Raw genomic sequence first — 19,285 nt, forward strand, 5'->3', positions numbered from 1 at the left:
GGTGAGCATGATCGCCCCCTGATAGAAGACCCCCGAGGCAAGATCGATCATGCAGGCTGCTACTTCCCGGGCACCGTCGAGCTCATAGGTTTCCACCAGCCGCCGGTATATCCGGGGCCCCGTTTCGGGAAGGTTCAGGTATCGTCCGAAGGTCTCGGCGCTNTCCTGGGCAAGCTTCTCCAGGTGAAAGGTGGTTCGATCCCGCAACTCGGCCAGGAAGGCGTCGCGTGGTGTCATATCCGCTACGATAGCGGGAGAGGGGGTTCGGGTCAACGCTGTTGGCGAAAAGTTTTTGAAGAGGGGGCCATCTTTCCTCTTCTTCCCCGACGGTGATAGGGTCTTGGCATGGAACGGTACGTGGAACCCCGCAGGGTTCAGGAGCTTCTTCTCGCTCCCTCTTCCAGGGTTGATCTCTCCCGGATCCTGGCAGAGCCCGCTTCCCCGGCCGGAGCCACAGAGATTCTGCTCTATCCGCCCGCAGGGCCCCTGCACCGGGGGCGTCCGCCCGCAGCCGCTGGAGCTTCGGGCCCGGCCCGGGGGCTGTTTCTCTCCGGGGGCAGTCAGGGCCTCTGCGCGCTCCTGGGAGAAATCCTGGCCGCTCGGGGAATTTCGGGGGAGATCCCCGGCGGTCCGGATCTGCGCCGGGGGGTATCTGCTGCGGCCGGGCCGATTCGTCTGGTTTTGCCGGATTCCTTTCTCGCCTGGGCCGCAGACCGGACGATCCTCTGGCGTTCCCTGGGCGGTGTTTCCGGGCCCGGTCAGGTGGAGGTCCGCTCCGTGGGGGTTCAGGAGGTCGCTCTGGCGTCGCAGGCCGGCCCGGTCTGGCGGTGCCGGATGGGAGGCGCGGCGTGGATTTTTCTTCCCGGCGGAGGGGAAATCGGGGCTCCGGCGGCGCGGGGAATGGTGCGTCTCAGGGATGCCCTGCGGGGGCTGGGTGTGGAGGGCGAGCTGGAACAGGCCCGACTGCCCCCCTCGGGGGTGGCGCCCGGGGCGCTCCGGTCGGGATCGCAGTTTGTGAGGATATCATCACCGGGGTGGACCGTTTTCTGGCCCCGGGTGNCGCTGGAGCGGCTTCTGGGAGAGCTCTTCTCCCCGACCGAGTCCGGGTCCTTCGAGGCGCTTCAGCGGGGCGGGGCCCTGGTGATGTGCGACCGCTATCTTCGCCAGGGCGGGCTGGGCAGGATGGTGGCAACGNTGCCCCGCACGCCGATCGAGCGGCAGAGNCGGCACGCCCTGCGAACGGTCGAGGAGCTTCTGGCTGCGGGGGGAAGGGCGGCCCGTACCTTCGGGGAGACGGCCTACCGGAGCGGGGACCACTATCGCGCCATGGTGCGGGTGGCGCGGGGGCTCTCGCGGTCCCGGCGGGAGCAGCTCCGGGCTGCTCTGGGACGGCGCGCCTGGGAGCAACTCCTTTTCCACAGTTCCCCGGAGGGGGCCGCCGGGGAACCCTGGGATGCTTTCTGCCGCGCCTGTGATCTTCTGGTGGGTGATCTGGAGCGCCGGGTCGGCAGCCCCGGCCGGAGGCCTCCCCCGGCGGCCGCTTCGGTGGTGGAGCGCTTCTACATCGAGCCCCGCCGGGAACGGCTCCAGGCGGTGTGGAAAGAGCAGATCGCTTCGGGCCGTCTGGAGGGTGTCCTCGAGGAGGCTCGTCTTTCCTGGCTCCGGGGTGCCCTGCAGCGGCTGCCCCGGGCGGTGCTGATCCAGGCGGGGTGCGGCGATTCATCCCGTGTCCAGATGCGCCTCTCCTCGGCCTTCTCGCGCCGGGGCCGAAGGATGTATCTGGAGGACGTGGCGGTACTCCAGGAGCAGCTCCGTCGCCGGGGAGGATCCCTCGGGCAGGAACCTTCCTGGGAGGACCTGCTCGTCTCGCGTCAGGCCGTGCTCAAGGCGGCCCTCAGGGCCTGTCCGGACCGGAGGGTAACTCCCGGCTGATGATCTCCCGGGCGTGGCGGACGCTCCCGAAGAGCCAGCGGTGAAGGAGGTGCTCCTGCTCTTCCCGGGGGATCTGCCAGTCCAGGGAGCTCTCTCTCAGCCGCTCCGTCAGGGTGTGGAGGGTTACCGCCGCCGAGACGGAGATATTGAGGCTCTCCACGAAGCCCGTCATGGGAATCCGCAGGTACTCGTCGGCTGCGGCCAGGGCCGTGTCGGTGAGGCCCTCCTTTTCGGTGCCGAAGAGAAGCGCCAGGGGCCCCTGTTCCAGGGATATCTCCCGGGGTGTCACNTCCCTGCGGTGGGGGGTGGTCGCCACGATGCGGTATCCCCTGGCCCGGAGCGCCTCGATACAGGCCAGGGTCGCCCGGGGAGGTTCTTCCGGACCCGAGGGGTCCGGGCCGGGCAACCCGTAGCGATGGACCGTGAGCCACTGGGATGTGCCGAGTTCGACCCCGGGATTGATGCGGTAACGGTTCCTGTTCTCGATAATATGCACGTCCTGAACCCCGAAGGCATCGCAGGAGCGAAGTATGGCGCTGCCGTTGTGGGGCTGAAAGATATCTTCCACGGCAAGGGTGATGTGGCGGGTTCTGGCTGCAAGAACCTGGTCCATCCGTTCCTGGCGGCGGGGAGTGACGAAGCGCCGCAGCAGNTCAATCTCGGCGAGACGCCGTTCCCGGGAGATCGTCCGGGCTTGTTCCTCCTGGTGAGGGCTCTCCTGCTCGAGGTATCGGGGTTCTGTCTGGTCTGTGTTCATCGCAGCAATTATCCCCGGCCCGGGGAGATCTGTCCACGGGCGGNAGGGTGTCGTTGACAACTCCGGCGGTGGGGGGTACAAGGTGGCGAGTACAAGGCGACGGGAACATGGCGGCGGGTACAACCCGGGGGGGTGAACCCCCTTCAGGAGGGAAATCATGAAAAAAGAGCTCGCGGGGATTCGGATTTCCCGGGTAGACAGCCGGGGACGGGGCAGGGGAACCTACACGCTGCCCGATGGGCAGGAGCGCTCTGTGGCAGTTACGGGTGCGCTTCCCGGCGATCTGGTGGATGTACGGGTGCGACGGCGAAAGGCCGGAACAATCCTGGGAGATATTCTGGCTCTCCACGAGTCGGCCTGCTCCCGGAGGGAGCCCNGGTGTTCGCATTTCGGTTCCTGCGGCGGATGTACCCTTCAGGATATCTCCTATGCTGACCAGCTTCTGCTCAAGCAGGCCACGGTGGAGGCGGCCTTCCGCGAGGCCGAGCTGGACGAGCTGGCCGAGGCGGTGCCCGGGATGGCTCCGATCCTCGCCTCGCCCCGGGAGTTCGGGTACCGGAACAAGCTGGAGTTCTCCTTCGGTGCCGAGCGCTGGCTCGACGAGGAGGAGATTCTTCGGGCTGGAGAGATCACCGATCGNCGGGGGTTGGGGTTTCACGCCCCGGGCCGTTTCGACCGCGTTCTTGATCTGGAGGAGTGCCATCTGCAACCCCACCCGTCGGAGGCGATTCGTTCGTTTCTGGGAGATCTGGCCCGGGAGGCGGGCTATACCTTTTACCACGCCCGGGAACACCGGGGACTGTTGCGCCTGCTGATCATCCGTACCGCCCTGACGGGAGACCTCATGGTGACCATCATGTTCGGCGAGGATGAGCCCCGGCAGCGGGAAGAAATCCTGCAGGCCCTGGGCCAGGCCTTTCCGGAGATCACCTCCCTGAACTACGTAATCAATACCAGCCTGAACGACAGCATCTATCCCCATCGGGTGGTCCTCTGGAGGGGCGAGCCCGGTATCACCGAGAAATGCGGGGATCTGCTCCTGGGGATTCATCCCAAAGCGTTCTACCAGACCAACCCCGAGCAGGCTCTGAGGCTCTATCAGTCTGCGCTGGCCCTGGCGCAGCTGAAGCCCCAGGACCTTCTTTTCGATCTCTACAGCGGTATCGGGAGCATCGCCCTCTCCGCAGCGCCGCGGGTCGGGCGTGTCGTGGGGATCGAGTCCGTGGACGATGCCGTCCAGGCGGCCCGGGAAAACGCCAGGAGGAACGGGATCGGGAACGCCTCTTTCGAGGCGGGAGAGGTCGAGAAGGTTCTGCCCCAGGTGATCGAACGGGAAGGGGTGCCCCGGGTTGTGATGGTGGACCCGCCCCGGGCCGGGATGCATCCCGCCGCGAGAAAGGCCCTGGCGGGGCTCCTGCCGGAGACGATCGTCTACATCAGCTGCAACCCCCGCACCCAGGCGGCGGATCTCGGAGCGTTTCTCCGGGACTACGGGATCGAGCATATACAGCCCGTGGATATGTTTCCCCAGACCCGTCACGTGGAAAATATCGTCCTGCTCCGGCGCCGCTAGGGCCAGCCCGGTCCGGACCCTGTCAGAACTCGGGCGGGACCCGGGCAACCCGAAGCNTCGGACCGGTGATCCTCCGGGTCACGGGGTCGCCGGTCTGACGGTCTGCCCGTCTGATGGGCCAGCGGCCCGGCGGGCAAAAAAGGAACACCTTCGACCCTGCTCGATGCCCGGTTTGTTTCTTTTTGACACANCTTNACCGGGTTGTTTTGACCCTGTTTCATTTTTGCCCGGTTTCTTCGCCGAACCCTCNCGGAGAGTTGGTATGAAGTTGGTACTGCAATTCGAGATNTTCCATTCGTAATTCATTGTCAGGAAAGAGNTTATAAAAATCTTTCCGGNTTTTGCTGATAGTTGGCACGGTTTGTGCTTATCTATTATCAGAACGGTGCAGTGACGGCGAGGAGACAAAAGAGACGCCAGANGGGTCTCGGCCTCGGCCGAAAACCAGGAGAACCTGCACCAGAAACGACAGGAGGTACGATATGAACTATGTAACGGTACGACGACCCATGACGGTGGCTGGTGGTGACGGAACGATGCTNGATTCCTTTGACCGGCTCTTCTCGTCGGTCTTCGGAAGCACTCCCGGGTGGGATACCTTCAAGCCGGCCGTGGATGTTCGGGCAGAGGAAAAGGAATACCTCGTGGAAGTTGATCTTCCCGGTATCTCCGAGGATCAGATNGATGTCCACGTCGAGGACGGGTTGCTGGTGATCGCCTCCCNCAAGGAAGAGCGGAACCTGAACAAAGCGGAAGGGGATCAGGATGGCTCCCGGTATGTCCTGCGCGAGCGACGGGTTGGCGAGTTCTACCGGAGTTTCTCCCTGCCCAAGGATGCAGACCCGGAGAAGATCCACGCCACCTACAGGAACGGTGTTCTNTCGGTNACCCTGCCCAAGAAGCCCGAGGCAAAGCCCCGGCAGATCAAGATTACCCGCGGCTANAACCGCGCGTGAAGGGGCCAGGCCNGCCGAGGCTGNCCTGGCCGTGTCCCTGCACGGAAGACCCCGCCGAAGATAATCAGGAAATACAACGGGACACACCTCTGGTCATACATCAGGACATACAGGTGAAGGCGAAACCGGAATCTTCCCCGTAGCTACCCCCGGGGCGTATCCAGGCTCTGGCTCAGCAGGGCCGTTANCTCATCCAGGGAGTGGCAGATTCGGTCAGCGGCGCCCAGGTCAACCTGGCCGGAATTGGGGTTCGCGAAGGCGATACAGCTCATGCCAGCCCCCCTGGCTGCAGCCACCCCGGCGGGGGCGTCCTCAACTACCAGACACACCTGGGGAGCGCACCCCAGACCCCGCGCCGCCAGGAGGAAAATCTCGGGGTCCGGTTTGCTCCGGGGCAGGGTAGCTCCGCTCAGAGTGACCGAAAAGAACCGCCCCAGGGGCGTGCGGGTCAGGGCGTACTCGATCTGCTCCATCGGTGCCGACGAAGCGAGCGCCCGGGGAACTCCCCGGTCCTCCAGGAATTCCAGAAGGGCCAGGACCCCCGGGACCAGAGGGACCCCCTCCCGNTCCAGGCATTCCCGGTAGAGTTCCTCTTCCCGNCGAAGCAACTCTTCCCGCGAGCGCGCGAGGCCGTACTCCCGGCGAACCAGATCCCACATGTTGGGACTGCTCATTCCCANAANCCGGGCGTGTTCCCGGGCCGAGAGGGAGAGTCCCGATTCCCGGAAAATCTGCTGTTCCACCCGCTGGTGCAGGGGCTCGCTGTCGATCAGAACCCCGTCCATATCGAAAATAACCGCGTCGAAAAGGAGGGGCTCACCCGAGAGAGAGCCCCCGTCGGAGGAGGAAGAAGAAGTTGTGGCGTATAGATCGTTCATGGGGCGAGTCTATCAGGAAGGGGCTTCTTTCGGAGCCCCCGGACTCCCCCTGTTCCCCCCCCGGCCCGGCAAAACCTCTTCTTGACACCGAATAAGCACAAGATTATTATTAAGCAGTAGTTTATATACCGTCCCCTTCGGTGAGGGCATCGACGAGGGTACCGGTGAAGGAGCGCCCATGACAAACCGGGAGCGGGAAATACTCCGGATCATCACGGAGAATCCCATGATTTCCCAGCAGGACCTGGCCGAGCGTCTCGGAATCCGGCGATCCTCCGTGGCGGTTCACATATCGCGCCTGATCAGCAAGGGGCGCATCGCCGGTCGGGGCTATATCCTGGGGGGGGCTCCCCCGGTGGTTGTTGTGGGCGGTTCCAACATGGATATCCAGGGCTATCCNGACCAGCCCCTGCGCCGGCGCGACTCGAACCCGGGCCGGGTTGTTCTCTCGCCCGGGGGGGTGGGCCGGAACATCGCCGAGAGTCTGGCCCGCCTGGAGGTGCCGGTGAAGCTCCTCTCCGTTGTGGGGGCGGACGATCACGGACGGCAGATTCTGGAACACTCCCGGGCCGCCGGGGTGGACGTATCCCACGTCCTGGTGACGCCGGATCAAGCCACGGCGGTCTATCTCTCCATCCTCGACGAGGCCGGTGACATGGAGCTGGCCCTCGCCCAGGGCAGCATCAACAGCTTGCTGGACCGGGAGTACCTGAAGCAGAAACGGAGCGTCCTGGAGAACGCCGCCGCCCTGGTGGTAGAGGCAAACCTGGATCAGGAGGTGATCGAAACGCTCTGCCGCACCGTCCGGGGAATCCCCGTCTTTGTCGATCCGGTCTCGTCGGTCAAGGCACGAAAGCTCCGGTCCGTACTCGATNCAATTCACACGATCAAGCCCAACGCGCTGGAGGCGCAGGAGCTCACCGGGGTGGAGATTGCCAGCGAGGGCGACCTTGAAAAAGCTGCCCGGGAATTGCTTCGGGCAGGGGTNCGGAACGTGGCGCTCTCCTGGGGGAGTGCCGGCACCTACTACCTCAATGCTCGCGAGAGCGGCTGGGTGCGCCCCGAGGCGGTGNAGCGGGTGGTGAGCGCCACCGGCGCGGGTGACGCCTTTCTGGCCGGGCTNGTCCGGAGTTTTCTCCTGGGGCAGGAGTTTTCCCGGGGTGTGCGCCTGGGCTCCGACCTGGCCCGGAGCGTTCTGACGGGGCAGGAGGAGNAATAACCATTATTCCCGGGTTCTGAGTGGCCCGGATCTGAACCGCGGACCCCGATCCCCTGGGGAGAGGGGCCGAAAGAATCATCGTGAAGGAGTTTCCCATGAACCGATCGCAGTACCAGACGTTTCTGGATATCCATCCCCGGGTAGCCGAGGCGCTTCGTCAGGGCGAGCCCGTGGTGGCCCTGGAGTCCACCATCATCTCTCACGGCATGCCCTATCCCCGGAATATCGAGATGGCCCGCGCCGTGGAGGACCTGGTCCGTCAGGGAGGAGCNGTGCCCGCCACGATCGGGATCGTGGGGGGGCGCCTCAAGGCGGGGCTTNCCGAGGAGGAGATAGAGCTCCTGGCCAGCACTCCCGGGGTGGTCAAGGTCTCCCGGCGCGATCTCCCCGTTGTTGTGGCCCGGTCCATGCACGGCGCCACCACGGTGGCCTCCACCATGATCGTGGCAGATCTGGCAGGAATCGGGGTCTTCGTCACCGGCGGAATCGGNGGAGTTCACCGGGGTGCTGAGCAGACCATGGACATATCGGCGGACCTGCAGGAGCTGGCGCGAACCAGTGTGGCCGTGGTCTGCGCCGGGGCAAAATCCATCCTCGACATCGGTCTCACCCTGGAATANCTCGAGACNCGGGGGGTTCCCGTTCTTGGTTACGGNACCGATGATTTTCCCGCCTTCTACACCCGGTCCAGCGGCTTTGGAGTGGACTATCGTCTGGACTCGCCCCGGGAAGTGGCCCAGGTCTTGCGGACCAAGCGTGATCTTGGACTCTCGGGGGGTGTTGTTCTGGCNAATCCCGTGCCAGCGGAGTACGAGATGGATCCCGTCGCGATCGATCGGGCTATCGAACAGGCCCTGGAAGAGGCCCGGGAAGGGGGCATTTCCGGCAAGGAAACCACCCCCTTCCTGCTTTCCCGGGTCAAGGATCTCACCGGTGGAGCAAGTCTGAATACCAACATCCAGCTGGTCTACAACAACGCCCGCGTCGGGGCAGCCGTGGCCTCGGCTCTTTCCCGGGAAGTGTAACGCCCGGNGCCAGGGATGCCCCCCCGGGGATGGGACAGGTTGTCCTCTCCCCGGTTTCCCGCTACTCTGTGGGCTTGCCAACGTCGNGCCGATCGTTTCAAGGAGCAGGCCTGTGAATCCAGAGGGAAATCTCTTCTTTCAAAATACACTCGGCCCCGAGGAGCTTCGGGCGCGTCCGGTCTCCCGGCCGGGCGATGCCACGGACCTGCGGGGGCATTTCTTCCGGGACACCACGGCGATCATTCACTGTTACGCCTTCCGCCGGATGAAGCACAAAACCCAGGTTTTTTTCGCCCCCCGCAACGACCACATCTGCACGCGCATCGAGCACGTGATGCACGTCTCCACCATCGCGGCGGCGATCTGCCGGGCCCTTCACCTGGATGTCGATCTCGCCTGGGCCATCGGCATGGGCCACGATCTGGGGCACTCACCCTTTGGCCACCTGGGGGAACGAATCCTCTCGCGGCTGCGGGGGGGGCAGGAGTTTCGGCATGAGATGTACAGCCTCCGCGTGGTGGATCATCTGGCGAACCACGGCCGGGGACTCAACCTGACCTACGCGGTTCGGGACGGAATCATCAACCACTGTGGCGAAAAGTTCGAGCAGCACCTCCAGCCCGACCATCAGGTGAAGGATCTGCCGACGATCACCGCCCGGGACCACCTGCCCTCGACCTGGGAGGGTGTGGTGGTTCGCATGGCCGACAAGATTGCCTACCTGGGCAGGGATCTGGAGGACGCCATGCAACTGGGGCTGGTGGCACCCCGGGATATCCCCCCGGCGGGGCAGAAGCACCTGGGAACGAGCAACGCCGANATCATCGATGCCCTGGTGAACGATCTGATCAGAACATCTCTCGCCTCGGGGGTGGTGGGGTTCTCCGACGATATCTACCAGGCTTTTGTGGAGGTCAAGGATTTCAACTACCGGAGAATCTACACGAGTCCCGCCCTGACGGAGTATCACCAGTATTTCGAGCGGNTTCTCTCCACCCTCTTCACCTACTTGTGCGACGTCTTCGACCGTTACGGCCTGGACCAGGAGGGGTACCGCCGGGAGCGGAATACCCTGGCCGTTCGCTTTGGCGACTATCTGGCAAAGATGAGCTCCTTCTACGAGCAGGAATCTTCGGGGCCCGAGCAGGTGGTCTTCGACTACATCGCCGGCATGACCGATGATTTTGCCATCGAGAGCGTGAGGGAGCTCATGATGCCCCGCCAGTTTTTCTCCCAGTACGATCATCTCGAGCTGGGCCTCGACGCACCGGGTCCGGCACTCCGGGAAGATCTTGTCTCCCGGGCGGACCAGCTCCCCCGGGCGGACCAGCTCCCCCGGGCAGGCCAGCTCTTCCAGGAAGGGCAGGCAGGCCAGGATCGTGGGGATGCCCCGGAGAACGCCGGGAGAGCCAACAGAGCCGGGAGAGCCGGCAGAGCCAGCAGAGAGGACCACCAGAATGATCTATGACAAGAAACCCCTCTCGCCGGTGAACTTTCTCAAGGGGATCGCCATCGGGATGGCCAACATCATCCCCGGAGTGAGCGGCGGGACGATCGCCGTCATAACGGGCATCTACGATGAACTGATCGACGCTTTTGGCAATTTCCTTGGACGTCCCCCGGGGTGGCGCAGGAACCTGCTCTTCCTCGTGCCCGTTGTGGGTGGCATTCTGGCGGGAAGCGTTCTCTTTGCCCGGCTTCTGGGTCTTCTCCTGGACTCCGCTCCTGGCCCCACCACCTTCGGGTTCATCGGGCTCATCCTGGGGAGCGCACCAGCCATGGTTCGCCGGGCCGGGGTGTCCTCGCTGCGCCCCCTCTCGGGGCTGCTCTTCTGCGCCGGTCTGGCCGTGGTTCTCTGGATGGGGCTGGCCCCCCGGCCCGAGGCGGCCGAGGCCGTCACCGCGATCGATCCGGCTACGGCGGCAATCCTCTTCGGGGCCGCCTTTGTGGCGAGCATCGCCATGCTCATTCCCGGGGTAAGCGGGAGCTTCCTGCTCCTGCTCATGGGAATGTACGGAACCCTGCGCGAGGGGTTCAGTTCCCTGAACATCCCCGTGATCCTGATCTTTGCCCTGGGCACGGGGACGGGAGTTGTGCTGGTCTCAAAACTGATTGCGGCGCTTCTGGCAAAGTTCCACGAAGAGACCTACTGGGTGATCATCGGGCTTGTGCTGGGAAGCGCCGTGGCGCTCTTCCCCGGCCTCGGTTCGGGGTTCATGATCCTGGCCGATCTGGGAGGGTTCCTGATCGGCGTGGCAGCCAGCCTTCTTCTGGGGACCGATGCCAGGGAATGGGTTGTGAAGAGGAGAGAGAACAGATGAAACGGATAATCCTCTGGGGAGCCCTGGTGCTCGTCTCGGCAGCGGGCGGTGCCTGGGTCGCTCTGGGCCTTACGGCCCGACCGGCCCGGTCCCATCCCTTTTTTCAGGGTCTTCCCCGGGATCGGGCGCTTGTCATTGCCCACCGGGGCGGCGCAGAGCTGTGGCCTGAAAATACCCTGGACGCCTTTCGCGGTGCCCTGGCGATCGGCGCCGACATCCTGGAAATGGACGTTCACGGCACGGCCGAGGGCGTGCCCGTGGTCATTCACGACGAGACGGTGGACCGCACCACCAGCGGAACGGGCCGGGTTCGCTCCTTCACCCTGAAGGAACTCCAGGAACTGGATGCCGCTCATCAGTGGGAGAACCTGCGGGACACGGGTATCACCGTTCCCACCCTCCGTCAGGTCTTTGAGGAAATTCCCCGGGAGATACCTCTGGTAGTGGAGATCAAGGAATCGAANCCCGCCCTGACCGACGCCGTGGCGGATCTGGTNCTGGAGTTCCGTCGGGAAGCAACAACCCTCCTGGGAAGTTTTCACCAGGATGTGCTTCGCCAGCTCCGGNACCGCGACGTCCGTTTTGCCACCCACCTGGTTCAGGAAGAGGTGATTCCCTTTNTGGCAGCGTCCCTGTTCTTTTCCGAGGGGCTCTACTCACCACCCGGGGANGCCCTGCTCGTTCCGCCCCGGAGCGGNATCATCCCCCTGGCCACCAGGCGTTTTGTCAGGGCAGCCCGGAACCGGAACCTCTTTTTTGCCGTCTGGACCGTGAACGACCCCGATCAGATGCGNCGNCTTCTGGCNCGGGGAGTCCAGGGGATTATCACCGATCGGCCCGATCTTGCTGTTTCGGCCGTGACCGACGCAGCGCCCTGAGCGGAAGCCCCGGCAGAAGAGCNGTCAGGGCCTGGAGCCCCGCCANAGCCAGGGCCATCACCAGCGCAACGGCGAAGACCAGGCCAACCCCCTCGAGGGAGTTGGCGATCTCCGGATCGGCCAGGTAGAATCCTCCCAGGCTCATCATGACCGTTCCCCCCAGGAGCTTGATCCACCGGGCCTGGCCCTCGCCGAAACGCAGGCGCCCCAGGGTGGCCAGGGCAGCCAGAACGATCCCTATCTCGATCAGCAGATAGACCAGCAGATAGAGACCCAGAAGCAGCGCAAAGGATCCGCCCGGAAGCCCCTGGGGCCCGGCGGCACTGGTGATGGTGCGACTCCAGATCAGGGGGAACCCGGCGGTGCAGGGCAGCTCTGCCAGGGCGATCCCCGCAGCAAAGAGCGCTGTCATCCCGGCCAGGCCCGCCGGTGATGCCGTTGTGACGGCCAGGGTTCTGCTCCAGGCGCCGATAGGTCGACGCAGAACCCGGGGGATCGCCAGGGAGAAGCCCCGGTGGAAGGCAAAGAAATCCTTGGCGTTGATCGCCCCCATCGCGGCAGCCATACTCCCCACCAGGATGCGCAGGGGCCAGGAGGCCCCGGCGGCGGTGAAGATATTCAGGAGCCCCAGGATGAAGGCCCCGTAGATCGTAGCCGTCACCACCAGAAAGACCCCTCCCACCAGCAGAATCCGCCTGCGGGATCGGCTGTGCGCGATGAGCCCCAGCAGGAGCGTCAGAACCCAGAGCGAGCAGGGGTTGAAGCCGTCCACGAAGGCGATCGCCGCCGTTATCGCCACCCGGCTGGACTCCTCGGGAGTGAAGGTCCCGAACAGGGGGAGCGTCAGCTCCCGCGAGGGCGTTCCCCCCTGGACCGCCTCCTCCAGCTGTCGGCCGATCGTCTCGTTGAAACCGATCCAGCTCTGCTCTTCCAGAAAGAACTGGGGAACCCCCGTGGCGGAAAGGCCGTAATGATCGAGGGTCTCGCGGAAGACCTGGCGGTTCTGCTGGTCCTGGAAGACCTCGTAGCGTTCCACGGTGATATGGGGATAGCGCTGCTCCAGCCGGTCCAGGAGCGGTTTTGCTGTCTCGCAGTGGGGACACCCGATGCCCCAGAAAAACCGCAGGACTCCGGGGGAGCCCGGGGGGGCAGGACCTGCGGGACTGGCAGAACCGGTCCCGGAAGGTNTGGCCATTTCCAGAGCCCGGGGATCGAGGGGCATGAACTCCCCCCGGTCGAGAAAAAAAATCACCTCCCGGGGCACCATCTTTTCGATCGCGTAGTTCCCCTGGTAGGCGTTGTTGCCGATGAAAAGCACCGGCGGAGTCCGGTAGGACGTCCCCAGCTGGTCCAGAAGCCCGGCCACGCGGACCTCCTCCCGGGGNTGCAGAATATCGAAGGCCTCTACCTCAAAGGTTACCCCGAAGAAATCTTCCAGCTCCGGGATNGTGCGATCCAGGATAGTATCGCAGTGAGCGCAGGTGATGTCGCCGAAATAGGTCACGGGGATCGCCGTCTCCGCCGGGAGCGGGAGGGGAAGGAGCACCGCCAGCCCCAGGGCAAGGNCTGCGANCACCCTGGCCGGGGAGATTCTTCCGCTGGTCCTCCCGGTGTTCTCCTTCGAGCCGTTTNCCGGTGTGATCCCCCCTGTTCCCGTGGTTCCNGCGCTCGTNGTNCTGGCTTTCATGGTCCCGGCCTTCATGGTCCTAGAGTATAGGGGGCAGCAGGACCGAATCGTCAAGGGTTGCCTCGATCCACCCCCGAATCGAGTTCACCAGGTAGAGCGTTACCTCTTTTCTGAGCACCCCCTCCAGGAGCGGGAGCGGGAGAACCTCCTCCACCAGGGGCATCCCCCCGGGCGTCCAGGGTGTGGTTCCCCGGGGAGGGTTCAGGAGGGACTCCCGGAAGACCCCCGGAAGGAGCCCNTCCGAGAGGGGGGGCGTCGCCAGGTAGGGGGNCTCAGGCGANGANGGGTCCCGGCGTTCCAGGACGATCGAGGTGGTGCACCCCTCGGTAAGGTTNCCCCGGGTATTGAAGAGAAGTACCTCCNNCGCCTGGGGGTGNGCCGCCAGGTGCTCTTCGTAGAGCCCGCGCCGGGTGGTTTTGTGGTAGAGCCAGGCCCTCCCGGGCGAGACAGGGCTCGTTGCCAGGGCGGTGCGCCACCGGGGCAGCGGCCCNCCGGGCGGTCCTCCCCGGGCAGAGGAGAACTCCTCCGGCAGGGGGGCCCCCTGGATCTCCAGACGCGGACCCAGGACAAGACGCACGCGCCAGTCCCCGGAGTGCTCCCCTTCGGGCAGGCTCCGGGGGNCGGTGGTCGCGNCGCTTCCGGCTACGGCCTGGCCGGCGGAATCCCCGCCCTTTCGGGCGAGGGCCTCGCCGATCGCGCTGTGCAGGCTGGCCTGATCCAGAAACTCCGGGGGCAGGGTGATTCCGAAGTACCGGGCGCTCTCGCTGGCCCGTTTCAGGTGACCNTCAAAGCGGTCCACGCCCCGGAGGGGATTCCAGCGGACCGTCTCGAGGAGGTGGAACGCCGGGTCGGGAGCNCCCAGGATCGAGGCCTTGGTTGCGCACTCCTGATACTCCCGTTGAGGATCGGAATCCCAGACGATCCCGCTCCCCACACCAAACCGTGCGCAGCCTCTGGACCGGTCTACCAGGACCGTCCTGATCGCCACGTTCAGACGNAGCCGCTGGTCCGGCTCGATGATCCCCACCGAGCCGGTGTAGAACCCCCGGGGTTCGTCCTCCAGGAGCCGTATCAGTTCCATGGTGCGTTTTTTTGGAGCCCCCGTGATGCTGGCGCAGGGAAAGGTCGCTTCCAGGAGTTCCGGCAGAGTGACGTCGGACTCGGCCGTCACGGAGGAGACCATCTGCAGAACCCGGGGATATCGCTCCACCCTGAAGAGCTCCGGCACCGTCACCGAACCGGTCCGGGCGATTCGCCCCAGGTCGTTGCGTATCATGTCGGTGATCATGAGATTTTCCGCCCGCTCCTTGGGGCAGTGNCGCAGCCGCTCCAGATTGACCTGATCNTCCCGGAGTGTGCGGCCCCTCGGAGCGGTACCCTTCATGGGAAGGGCCCGAATCTGCTCGCCCTGACGGTGGAGGAAGAGCTCCGGCGAGGCCGAGAGGAGCGCCTGTCCCCCCTCAAAATCAAGAAAGGCCGCGAAGGCTCCGCCCTGGGCCGCGCAGATATCGAAAAAGAACGCCCGGGGGTCGCCCNAAAAGGTGCTTCGCAGGGGGTAGGTAAAGTTCACCTGGTAGGTCTCCCCTGCGGCGAGGTATTCCTTTATCCGGAGAATCTTTTCCTCGTAGGACCGCGCATTCAGAGCGGGTTCCCAGGTTCCCGTGGTGTAGCCCGCGCCCCGGGGGGGATCGCCGGGTTCGAAGGGTTCGCGACGGGCAAAAAAGGTAAAGCCCAGGAGGGGCGTCTGGTCCGGGGGGTGAACCGCCAACCCGTAGGCAGCGCCGGCCTCGTAGCTGATGAACCCCACCGCCGGGAGGCGGAGTTCCCGGGTCAGCGCCTCGATCCGGGCCAGGGCTGCGGGAACCCTCCGGGAGGCGTCCCCGGCCCCGCAGGGGGGCACCAGAACCGTTTCCCGGGGATCGGTAAACCGTTCCCAGCGGGAAGGNGTTGTCCTGACCAGGGCCTCGCGGATCATACCAGTTCGCTTACCACGGGAATACCCGCCTTCAGGGCGGTGGTCTTCACGGCCATAATCTGGTCGTTGAAACGGTCCAGCTCCAGAACGATCTGGTAGCGGCGCACAGCCCAGACCGGGCACAGGGCGAGGCGGAGCAGGAGCGGTTCCCGGCACCGGAGGGCCCCGGGCTCGCGGATCTGAAAGGCCACCCTGGGCCGGTCCAGGGTGGCGTAAATTCTGATCTCCTGGATATCCTCGAACCGGAGCAGGCCCAGAGCGACGGCGGGATCACAGAGGGCAAAGCCCTCGTCACCGATGGTCATGACAACCGAGCGCCGGGCGGCCTGGTACCAGGAAAAGAAAAAGAGCGCTCCGAAGGCCAGAGCCACCGTACCGAAGAGCAGCGGGGGACGGCTGGAATTGACCACCGTGGCGATCGAGAGAAGCGCCCCGGCCAGCGCCACCGCCGAGAGCATCCGGTAGCCCCGGGAGTGGCCGTAGATCGGAGTTCCCTCTTCCATTGAAATCCCTTTCTGGCAGTTCATCAGCTTTCGAGAATACCCGGCTTATCCAATCTGGTAAACGGTTTCCGCCACTCGGGCCCCATTGTGACGGTCTGGCAGGAGGTTTTGGAAAAATAACGTCTCCGGGCGGTTGTATCGTGGTGACCAGGCCGGTAAAATAGGTTTTCCATGAAAAAGATCCTTATTCTCGGAGCGTGCATCGCCGGGGCGGTGGTTCTCCTGGTGGCAGGGGGGCTCTTCCTTGTGCGGCATCAGCTCTACCGCCCCCTCTGGACGGGCCCTCCCGGGGAAGCCCCCGAGGTCATCGTCGAANTCCTTCCCGGNCAGGGGTTGCGTCAGATTTCCCGGACGCTCGCCGAGGCAGACCTTGTACCCAGCGCCCGCCTGCTGGAGTGGTACGGCCGGCACCAGGGGTACCAGGCCCGTCTTCAGGCCGGCCGGTATCAGGTCTCACCGGCTGCAGCTCCCGCAGATATCATGCGCGAGATCGTGGCGGGGAACGCCGTCTTTGAGGAAATAACCGTTACCATCCCCGAGGGATGGACCCTGGACGACATCGCGACCCATCTGGAGGAGATCGGCCTCTTTGAGGCGGAGCGGTTCCGTGAGGCCGCGATCATGCAGGCTCGCTACGGAGATCTGGCGTTCCTGGATGCCCTGGAAGAGGGCGACCCCCTGGAGGGGTATCTTTTTCCTGCAACCTACCGGGTCTTTCCCGAGAGCACTCCCGAGAGCGTGGTGCGGAGAATGCTGGTTACCTTTGGCANTCGCCTTTCTGCGGGGCTCCGCGAGGAAATAGCTGACCAGGGGCGGCGCATCCACGACGTGATCACCCTGGCCTCGATTGTGCAGAAAGAATCGGCCGGAACAGCCGAGATGCCCGATGTGGCGGGGGTATTCTGGCATCGCCTCCGGATCGGCATGCGTCTGGAGTCGGACGCCACGGTAAACTACGTTCTGGGAACAAACCGGCGGCAACCCACCTTTGCAGACACAGCGGTGCAGCATCCCTACAACACCTACCGGAACGCCGGGCTTCCTCCCGGCCCCATCGGGAACCCCGGAATGGATGCCATCGTGGCATCNATTCGCCCGGCCGACACGTCCTATCTCTTCTTCCTGCACAAGACCAACAACGAGATCGTCCTCTCCCGCACCTTTCGGGATCATCTGGCCGCGAAGGCGCGGTACCTGGACTAGCGGAAGAGGCTCCAGACTGCTGCCCCCGGCCTTCCGGGGGCGGTGGGCGTCAGGGTGTCGGTGAGAGCTCCTCCACCCGGAGCGTTTCCTCCCGGGGGGCATCTCCCGGATCAGCTTCCTCACCGGCGGGAGCAGACTCCCCGGAAGGAGCCTCATCCCGGGAAAACCGGGCTGTGATCGGGTCTGCCAGGGATGCCCAGCCCCGGGCGCCGCGGTCCATCTCGGTCCCGCTCAGAAGCGCGCTTCTGAGGTGCTTCATCTCGCGCTCCACCGCTTCGGGAACGCCGATCACCGTGATGGACTGCTGCCGGTCCTGGTAGGGTCCCCGCTTCAGGGCTTCCTGAATCTGNTCATCCCGGGGCACCTCATCGGCCGGGAGCGCCCCGTACCAGGTCCCCTCGAGACCCAGTTCCCGCTGGGACCCCGCCGCATCCACCACGTAGACGTGATCCATATCGGTGGCAAGCCAGGCGAACCCCTTTATTCGAACGATCCCGGGCCAGTCCTGGTTGAGCCACTGATCAAGCCGCTCGGGATGAAAGGGACGAAGCTCCTCCAGGTGGCGTGCCACCAGAGGATAGTGGTTGGGGTTGCTCCGCATCTCCCTCCGGGAGGGTGCATCCTCGCCCCGGCGACCTGTGGCGAGGAGCAGGTCCGGGTCTACCCGTCCAAACTCGGCCGATACCCAGGGAATGTTTCCCTTGAGTGACCGGATAATCCGTCGGACCCCCAGGCGGGAGAGACCTGTGGAGCGATCGAGCTTGTTCAGCACCACCAGATCAGCCGCCGCGAGTTGATCCATCAAAATCGGTCTGAGGAGGCGGTCCTTCCACCAGAGCGGCAGGGCCGCTCCGTCGGCAACGGCGATGATTGAGTCGAGCCGAACCCGCCCGGCCAGATCTTTCTCCTTCTGGATCGCCTCGGCCAGCGCCAGGGCNGGAGAACCACCGGAAGTCTCCAGCACGATCGCCTCGGGGGGGGATTCCCGGAAGACCAGGCTCCGGATCTCTTCCAGAAGAGAGTCCAGTTTTCCTGCGCCAACCCGGCCTCCCGTGATCGTCCGGACCAGTTCGTCGGACTCCATGGCAATATGCTCTCCGCCCCGGAGAAAAGCCGCGTCCACGCTGCGGGCGGCCATATCGTTTACAATCACCGCGATCGATCGATCGGGGGTGTTATCCAGAAGATGTGCAATCAGGGATGTCTTTCCGGATCCAAGAAATCCGGTTACCACANTAATGGGAATCATGGAGGAAGCATACCAAAGAACGTCACCCGTTGGTAGCGGTCTCCCGGGGGGGTGTGCAGGAGATCGGAACGAAAAAAAGGCGCCGCACCGAAGGAGGGGACGGTACGGCGCCGGGAGGGTTTCCTAGAGCCCCAGGCNCTTCAGGTATTCCCGGTTGCGCCGGGCGCAGTCAACGGGACTTCCCATGCCGGGGAGCACGTCCTGCTCGACCACGATCCATCCCTCGTAGTTGCGTCGGCGGATCTCCTGGGTGATCGCCTCAAAATCCACCACACCCTTGCCAAGCTCGCAGAAAACACCGTTCTGGACCGACTCGAAGTAGTCCCATCCCTTTTCCCGGGAGGCAGCGGCAACTGCGGCGGAGCAATCCTTGTAGTGAATGTGCTGGATGCGGTCCCAGAAGAGCTTGATCGCGGCCTCGGGGTATCCGCCGCCAAAGCGGTAGTGCCCCATATCGAGGACCAGCCCCAGGGCGTCTGCGGGAGTGTCCATCAGGAGGCGCTCGATCTCGCCGGGGGTCTCCACATACCCTGCGCAGTGGTGGTGGAACACGGTGCGAAGCCCCGTCTTGTCCCGCACCTGACGTGCAAAGGCCTCAACTCCGGCGCGGACGTTTTTCCAGCCCTCCTCGGGGAGNAGGAGATCGGGTGTTACCCGGCCCGCTGCCTTGGTCCGGGCAGGAACGGTTCCATTGTTATCGGCAAGAACGATGAAGGCATCCTTGAATCCGGCATCGGCCATGAGCTTTGCCGTCTTGACACCCACCTCGATNCCCTCGGCGTGGGCCTTCTCGTCGCAGAGTGCTACGGGCACGAAGGCGCCCACNAGGTCGATCTCCCGGCTGGTCAGTTCCTGCCGNAGCTGTGCAGGGTCGGTGGGCATGTAGCCCCAGTCGCCCAGTTCGGTTCCCTCGTATCCCGTGTCCTTGAGTTCCTTCAGAAACTGCTCGTATCCGGCGGTTTCTCCCTCAAGCTCGAACTCCAGTACGCCCCATGAGCAGGGGGCATTTCCTACTTTGATCATCGCTGGTCTCCTTCCGTGATGTCCTGTTGCGGGTGGCGTGGCCACGCGCCCCGGTGGCCGGCCATGGTGTGATCCTGCCAGAGCCCCGGAGCGTCTGAGAGCAGTA

Annotated in this window: 14 protein-coding genes; 8 read left to right on the top strand and 6 right to left on the bottom strand. The window is 64.5% G+C overall.

The features are described from left to right. Positions 1 to 1,894: 1,894 nt before the first annotated feature. Positions 1,895 to 2,848 (bottom strand): TrmH family RNA methyltransferase, encoded by a 954-nt coding sequence (locus B071_RS0107175; RefSeq protein ID WP_438829611.1) that lies wholly within the window; start codon positions 2,846 to 2,848, stop codon positions 1,895 to 1,897. On the opposite strand from B071_RS0107175, the gene rlmD reads away from it, so the two are divergent. Continuing rightward, complete coding sequence (gene rlmD, locus B071_RS0107180) at positions 2,847 to 4,262, top strand: 23S rRNA (uracil(1939)-C(5))-methyltransferase RlmD (RefSeq protein ID WP_018526428.1); 1,416 nt, start codon at positions 2,847 to 2,849, stop codon at positions 4,260 to 4,262. The genes B071_RS0107175 and rlmD overlap by 2 nt on opposite strands. A 536-nt stretch (positions 4,263 to 4,798) precedes the next feature. Next, the gene (locus B071_RS0107185; protein ID WP_040587731.1) at positions 4,799 to 5,218 is read left to right on the top strand and encodes an Hsp20/alpha crystallin family protein; all 420 of its coding nucleotides are present in this window, start codon (positions 4,799 to 4,801) and stop codon (positions 5,216 to 5,218) included. Between the two features lie 143 nt (positions 5,219 to 5,361). Here the strand turns inward: B071_RS0107185 and B071_RS0107190 are convergent, their stop codons facing one another. After that, positions 5,362 to 6,096 (bottom strand): HAD family hydrolase, encoded by a 735-nt coding sequence (locus B071_RS0107190; protein WP_018526430.1) that lies wholly within the window; start codon positions 6,094 to 6,096, stop codon positions 5,362 to 5,364. A 178-nt stretch (positions 6,097 to 6,274) separates the two neighbouring features. On the opposite strand from B071_RS0107190, the gene B071_RS16440 reads away from it, so the two are divergent. From B071_RS16440 to B071_RS0107215, 5 genes are all read left to right on the top strand, one after another. Beyond that, a complete protein-coding gene (locus B071_RS16440; protein ID WP_018526431.1) occupies positions 6,275 to 7,315 on the top strand; it encodes a carbohydrate kinase in 1,041 nt (346 codons plus the stop codon). A 95-nt stretch (positions 7,316 to 7,410) separates the two neighbouring features. Further along, the gene (locus B071_RS0107200) at positions 7,411 to 8,340 is read left to right on the top strand and encodes a pseudouridine-5'-phosphate glycosidase (protein WP_018526432.1); all 930 of its coding nucleotides are present in this window, start codon (positions 7,411 to 7,413) and stop codon (positions 8,338 to 8,340) included. A 265-nt stretch (positions 8,341 to 8,605) separates the two neighbouring features. Then, positions 8,606 to 9,808, top strand: a complete 1,203-nt coding sequence (locus B071_RS0107205) for a deoxyguanosinetriphosphate triphosphohydrolase family protein (RefSeq protein WP_438829626.1) — start codon at positions 8,606 to 8,608, stop codon at positions 9,806 to 9,808. Then, positions 9,798 to 10,661, top strand: a complete 864-nt coding sequence (locus B071_RS16445; RefSeq protein WP_018526434.1) for a DUF368 domain-containing protein — start codon at positions 9,798 to 9,800, stop codon at positions 10,659 to 10,661. The genes B071_RS0107205 and B071_RS16445 overlap by 11 nt, the downstream gene beginning before the upstream one ends. Then, on the top strand, positions 10,658 to 11,539 hold the full coding sequence (locus B071_RS0107215) for a glycerophosphodiester phosphodiesterase family protein (RefSeq protein WP_018526435.1): 882 nt from the start codon (positions 10,658 to 10,660) through the stop codon (positions 11,537 to 11,539). Before B071_RS16445 ends, B071_RS0107215 begins: the two co-directional genes overlap by 4 nt. 1,706 nt (positions 11,540 to 13,245) lie before the next feature. Here the strand turns inward: B071_RS0107215 and pabB are convergent. Together pabB and B071_RS0107230 are read right to left on the bottom strand one after the other, a co-directional pair. Beyond that, positions 13,246 to 15,201, bottom strand: a complete 1,956-nt coding sequence (gene pabB / locus B071_RS16455) for an aminodeoxychorismate synthase component I (protein ID WP_018526437.1) — start codon at positions 15,199 to 15,201, stop codon at positions 13,246 to 13,248. After that, positions 15,198 to 15,728 carry a hypothetical protein gene (locus tag B071_RS0107230; protein WP_157703072.1) on the bottom strand — a complete coding sequence of 177 codons (531 nt, stop codon included), beginning with the start codon at positions 15,726 to 15,728 and terminating at the stop codon, positions 15,198 to 15,200. The genes pabB and B071_RS0107230 overlap by 4 nt, the downstream gene beginning before the upstream one ends. Before the next feature lie 147 nt (positions 15,729 to 15,875). Between B071_RS0107230 and mltG the strand changes: the two genes are divergently transcribed. Then, positions 15,876 to 16,907 carry an endolytic transglycosylase MltG gene (mltG, locus tag B071_RS0107235; RefSeq protein WP_018526439.1) on the top strand — a complete coding sequence of 344 codons (1,032 nt, stop codon included), beginning with the start codon at positions 15,876 to 15,878 and terminating at the stop codon, positions 16,905 to 16,907. A 49-nt stretch (positions 16,908 to 16,956) separates the two neighbouring features. On the opposite strand, the gene B071_RS0107240 is transcribed toward mltG, so the two are convergent. After that, the gene (locus B071_RS0107240; RefSeq protein ID WP_018526440.1) at positions 16,957 to 18,156 is read right to left on the bottom strand and encodes a CobW family GTP-binding protein; all 1,200 of its coding nucleotides are present in this window, start codon (positions 18,154 to 18,156) and stop codon (positions 16,957 to 16,959) included. Positions 18,157 to 18,279: 123 nt separating this feature from the next. Next, positions 18,280 to 19,179 carry a sugar phosphate isomerase/epimerase family protein gene (locus B071_RS0107245; RefSeq protein ID WP_018526441.1) on the bottom strand — a complete coding sequence of 300 codons (900 nt, stop codon included), beginning with the start codon at positions 19,177 to 19,179 and terminating at the stop codon, positions 18,280 to 18,282. Between the last annotated feature and the right edge of the window lie 106 nt (positions 19,180 to 19,285).

The sequence above is a fragment of the Alkalispirochaeta alkalica DSM 8900 genome (genome assembly GCF_000373545.1).
GTDB lineage: Bacteria > Spirochaetota > Spirochaetia > DSM-27196 > Alkalispirochaetaceae > Alkalispirochaeta > Alkalispirochaeta alkalica.

Coding starts and splice junctions, on each gene's coding strand:
- B071_RS16445 (WP_018526434.1), top strand. CDS start 9,798: ATGATCTATGACAAGAAACCCCTCTCGCCGGTGAACTTTCTCAAGGGG.
- B071_RS0107230 (WP_157703072.1), bottom strand. CDS start 15,728: ATGAACTGCCAGAAAGGGATTTCAATGGAAGAGGGAACTCCGATCTAC.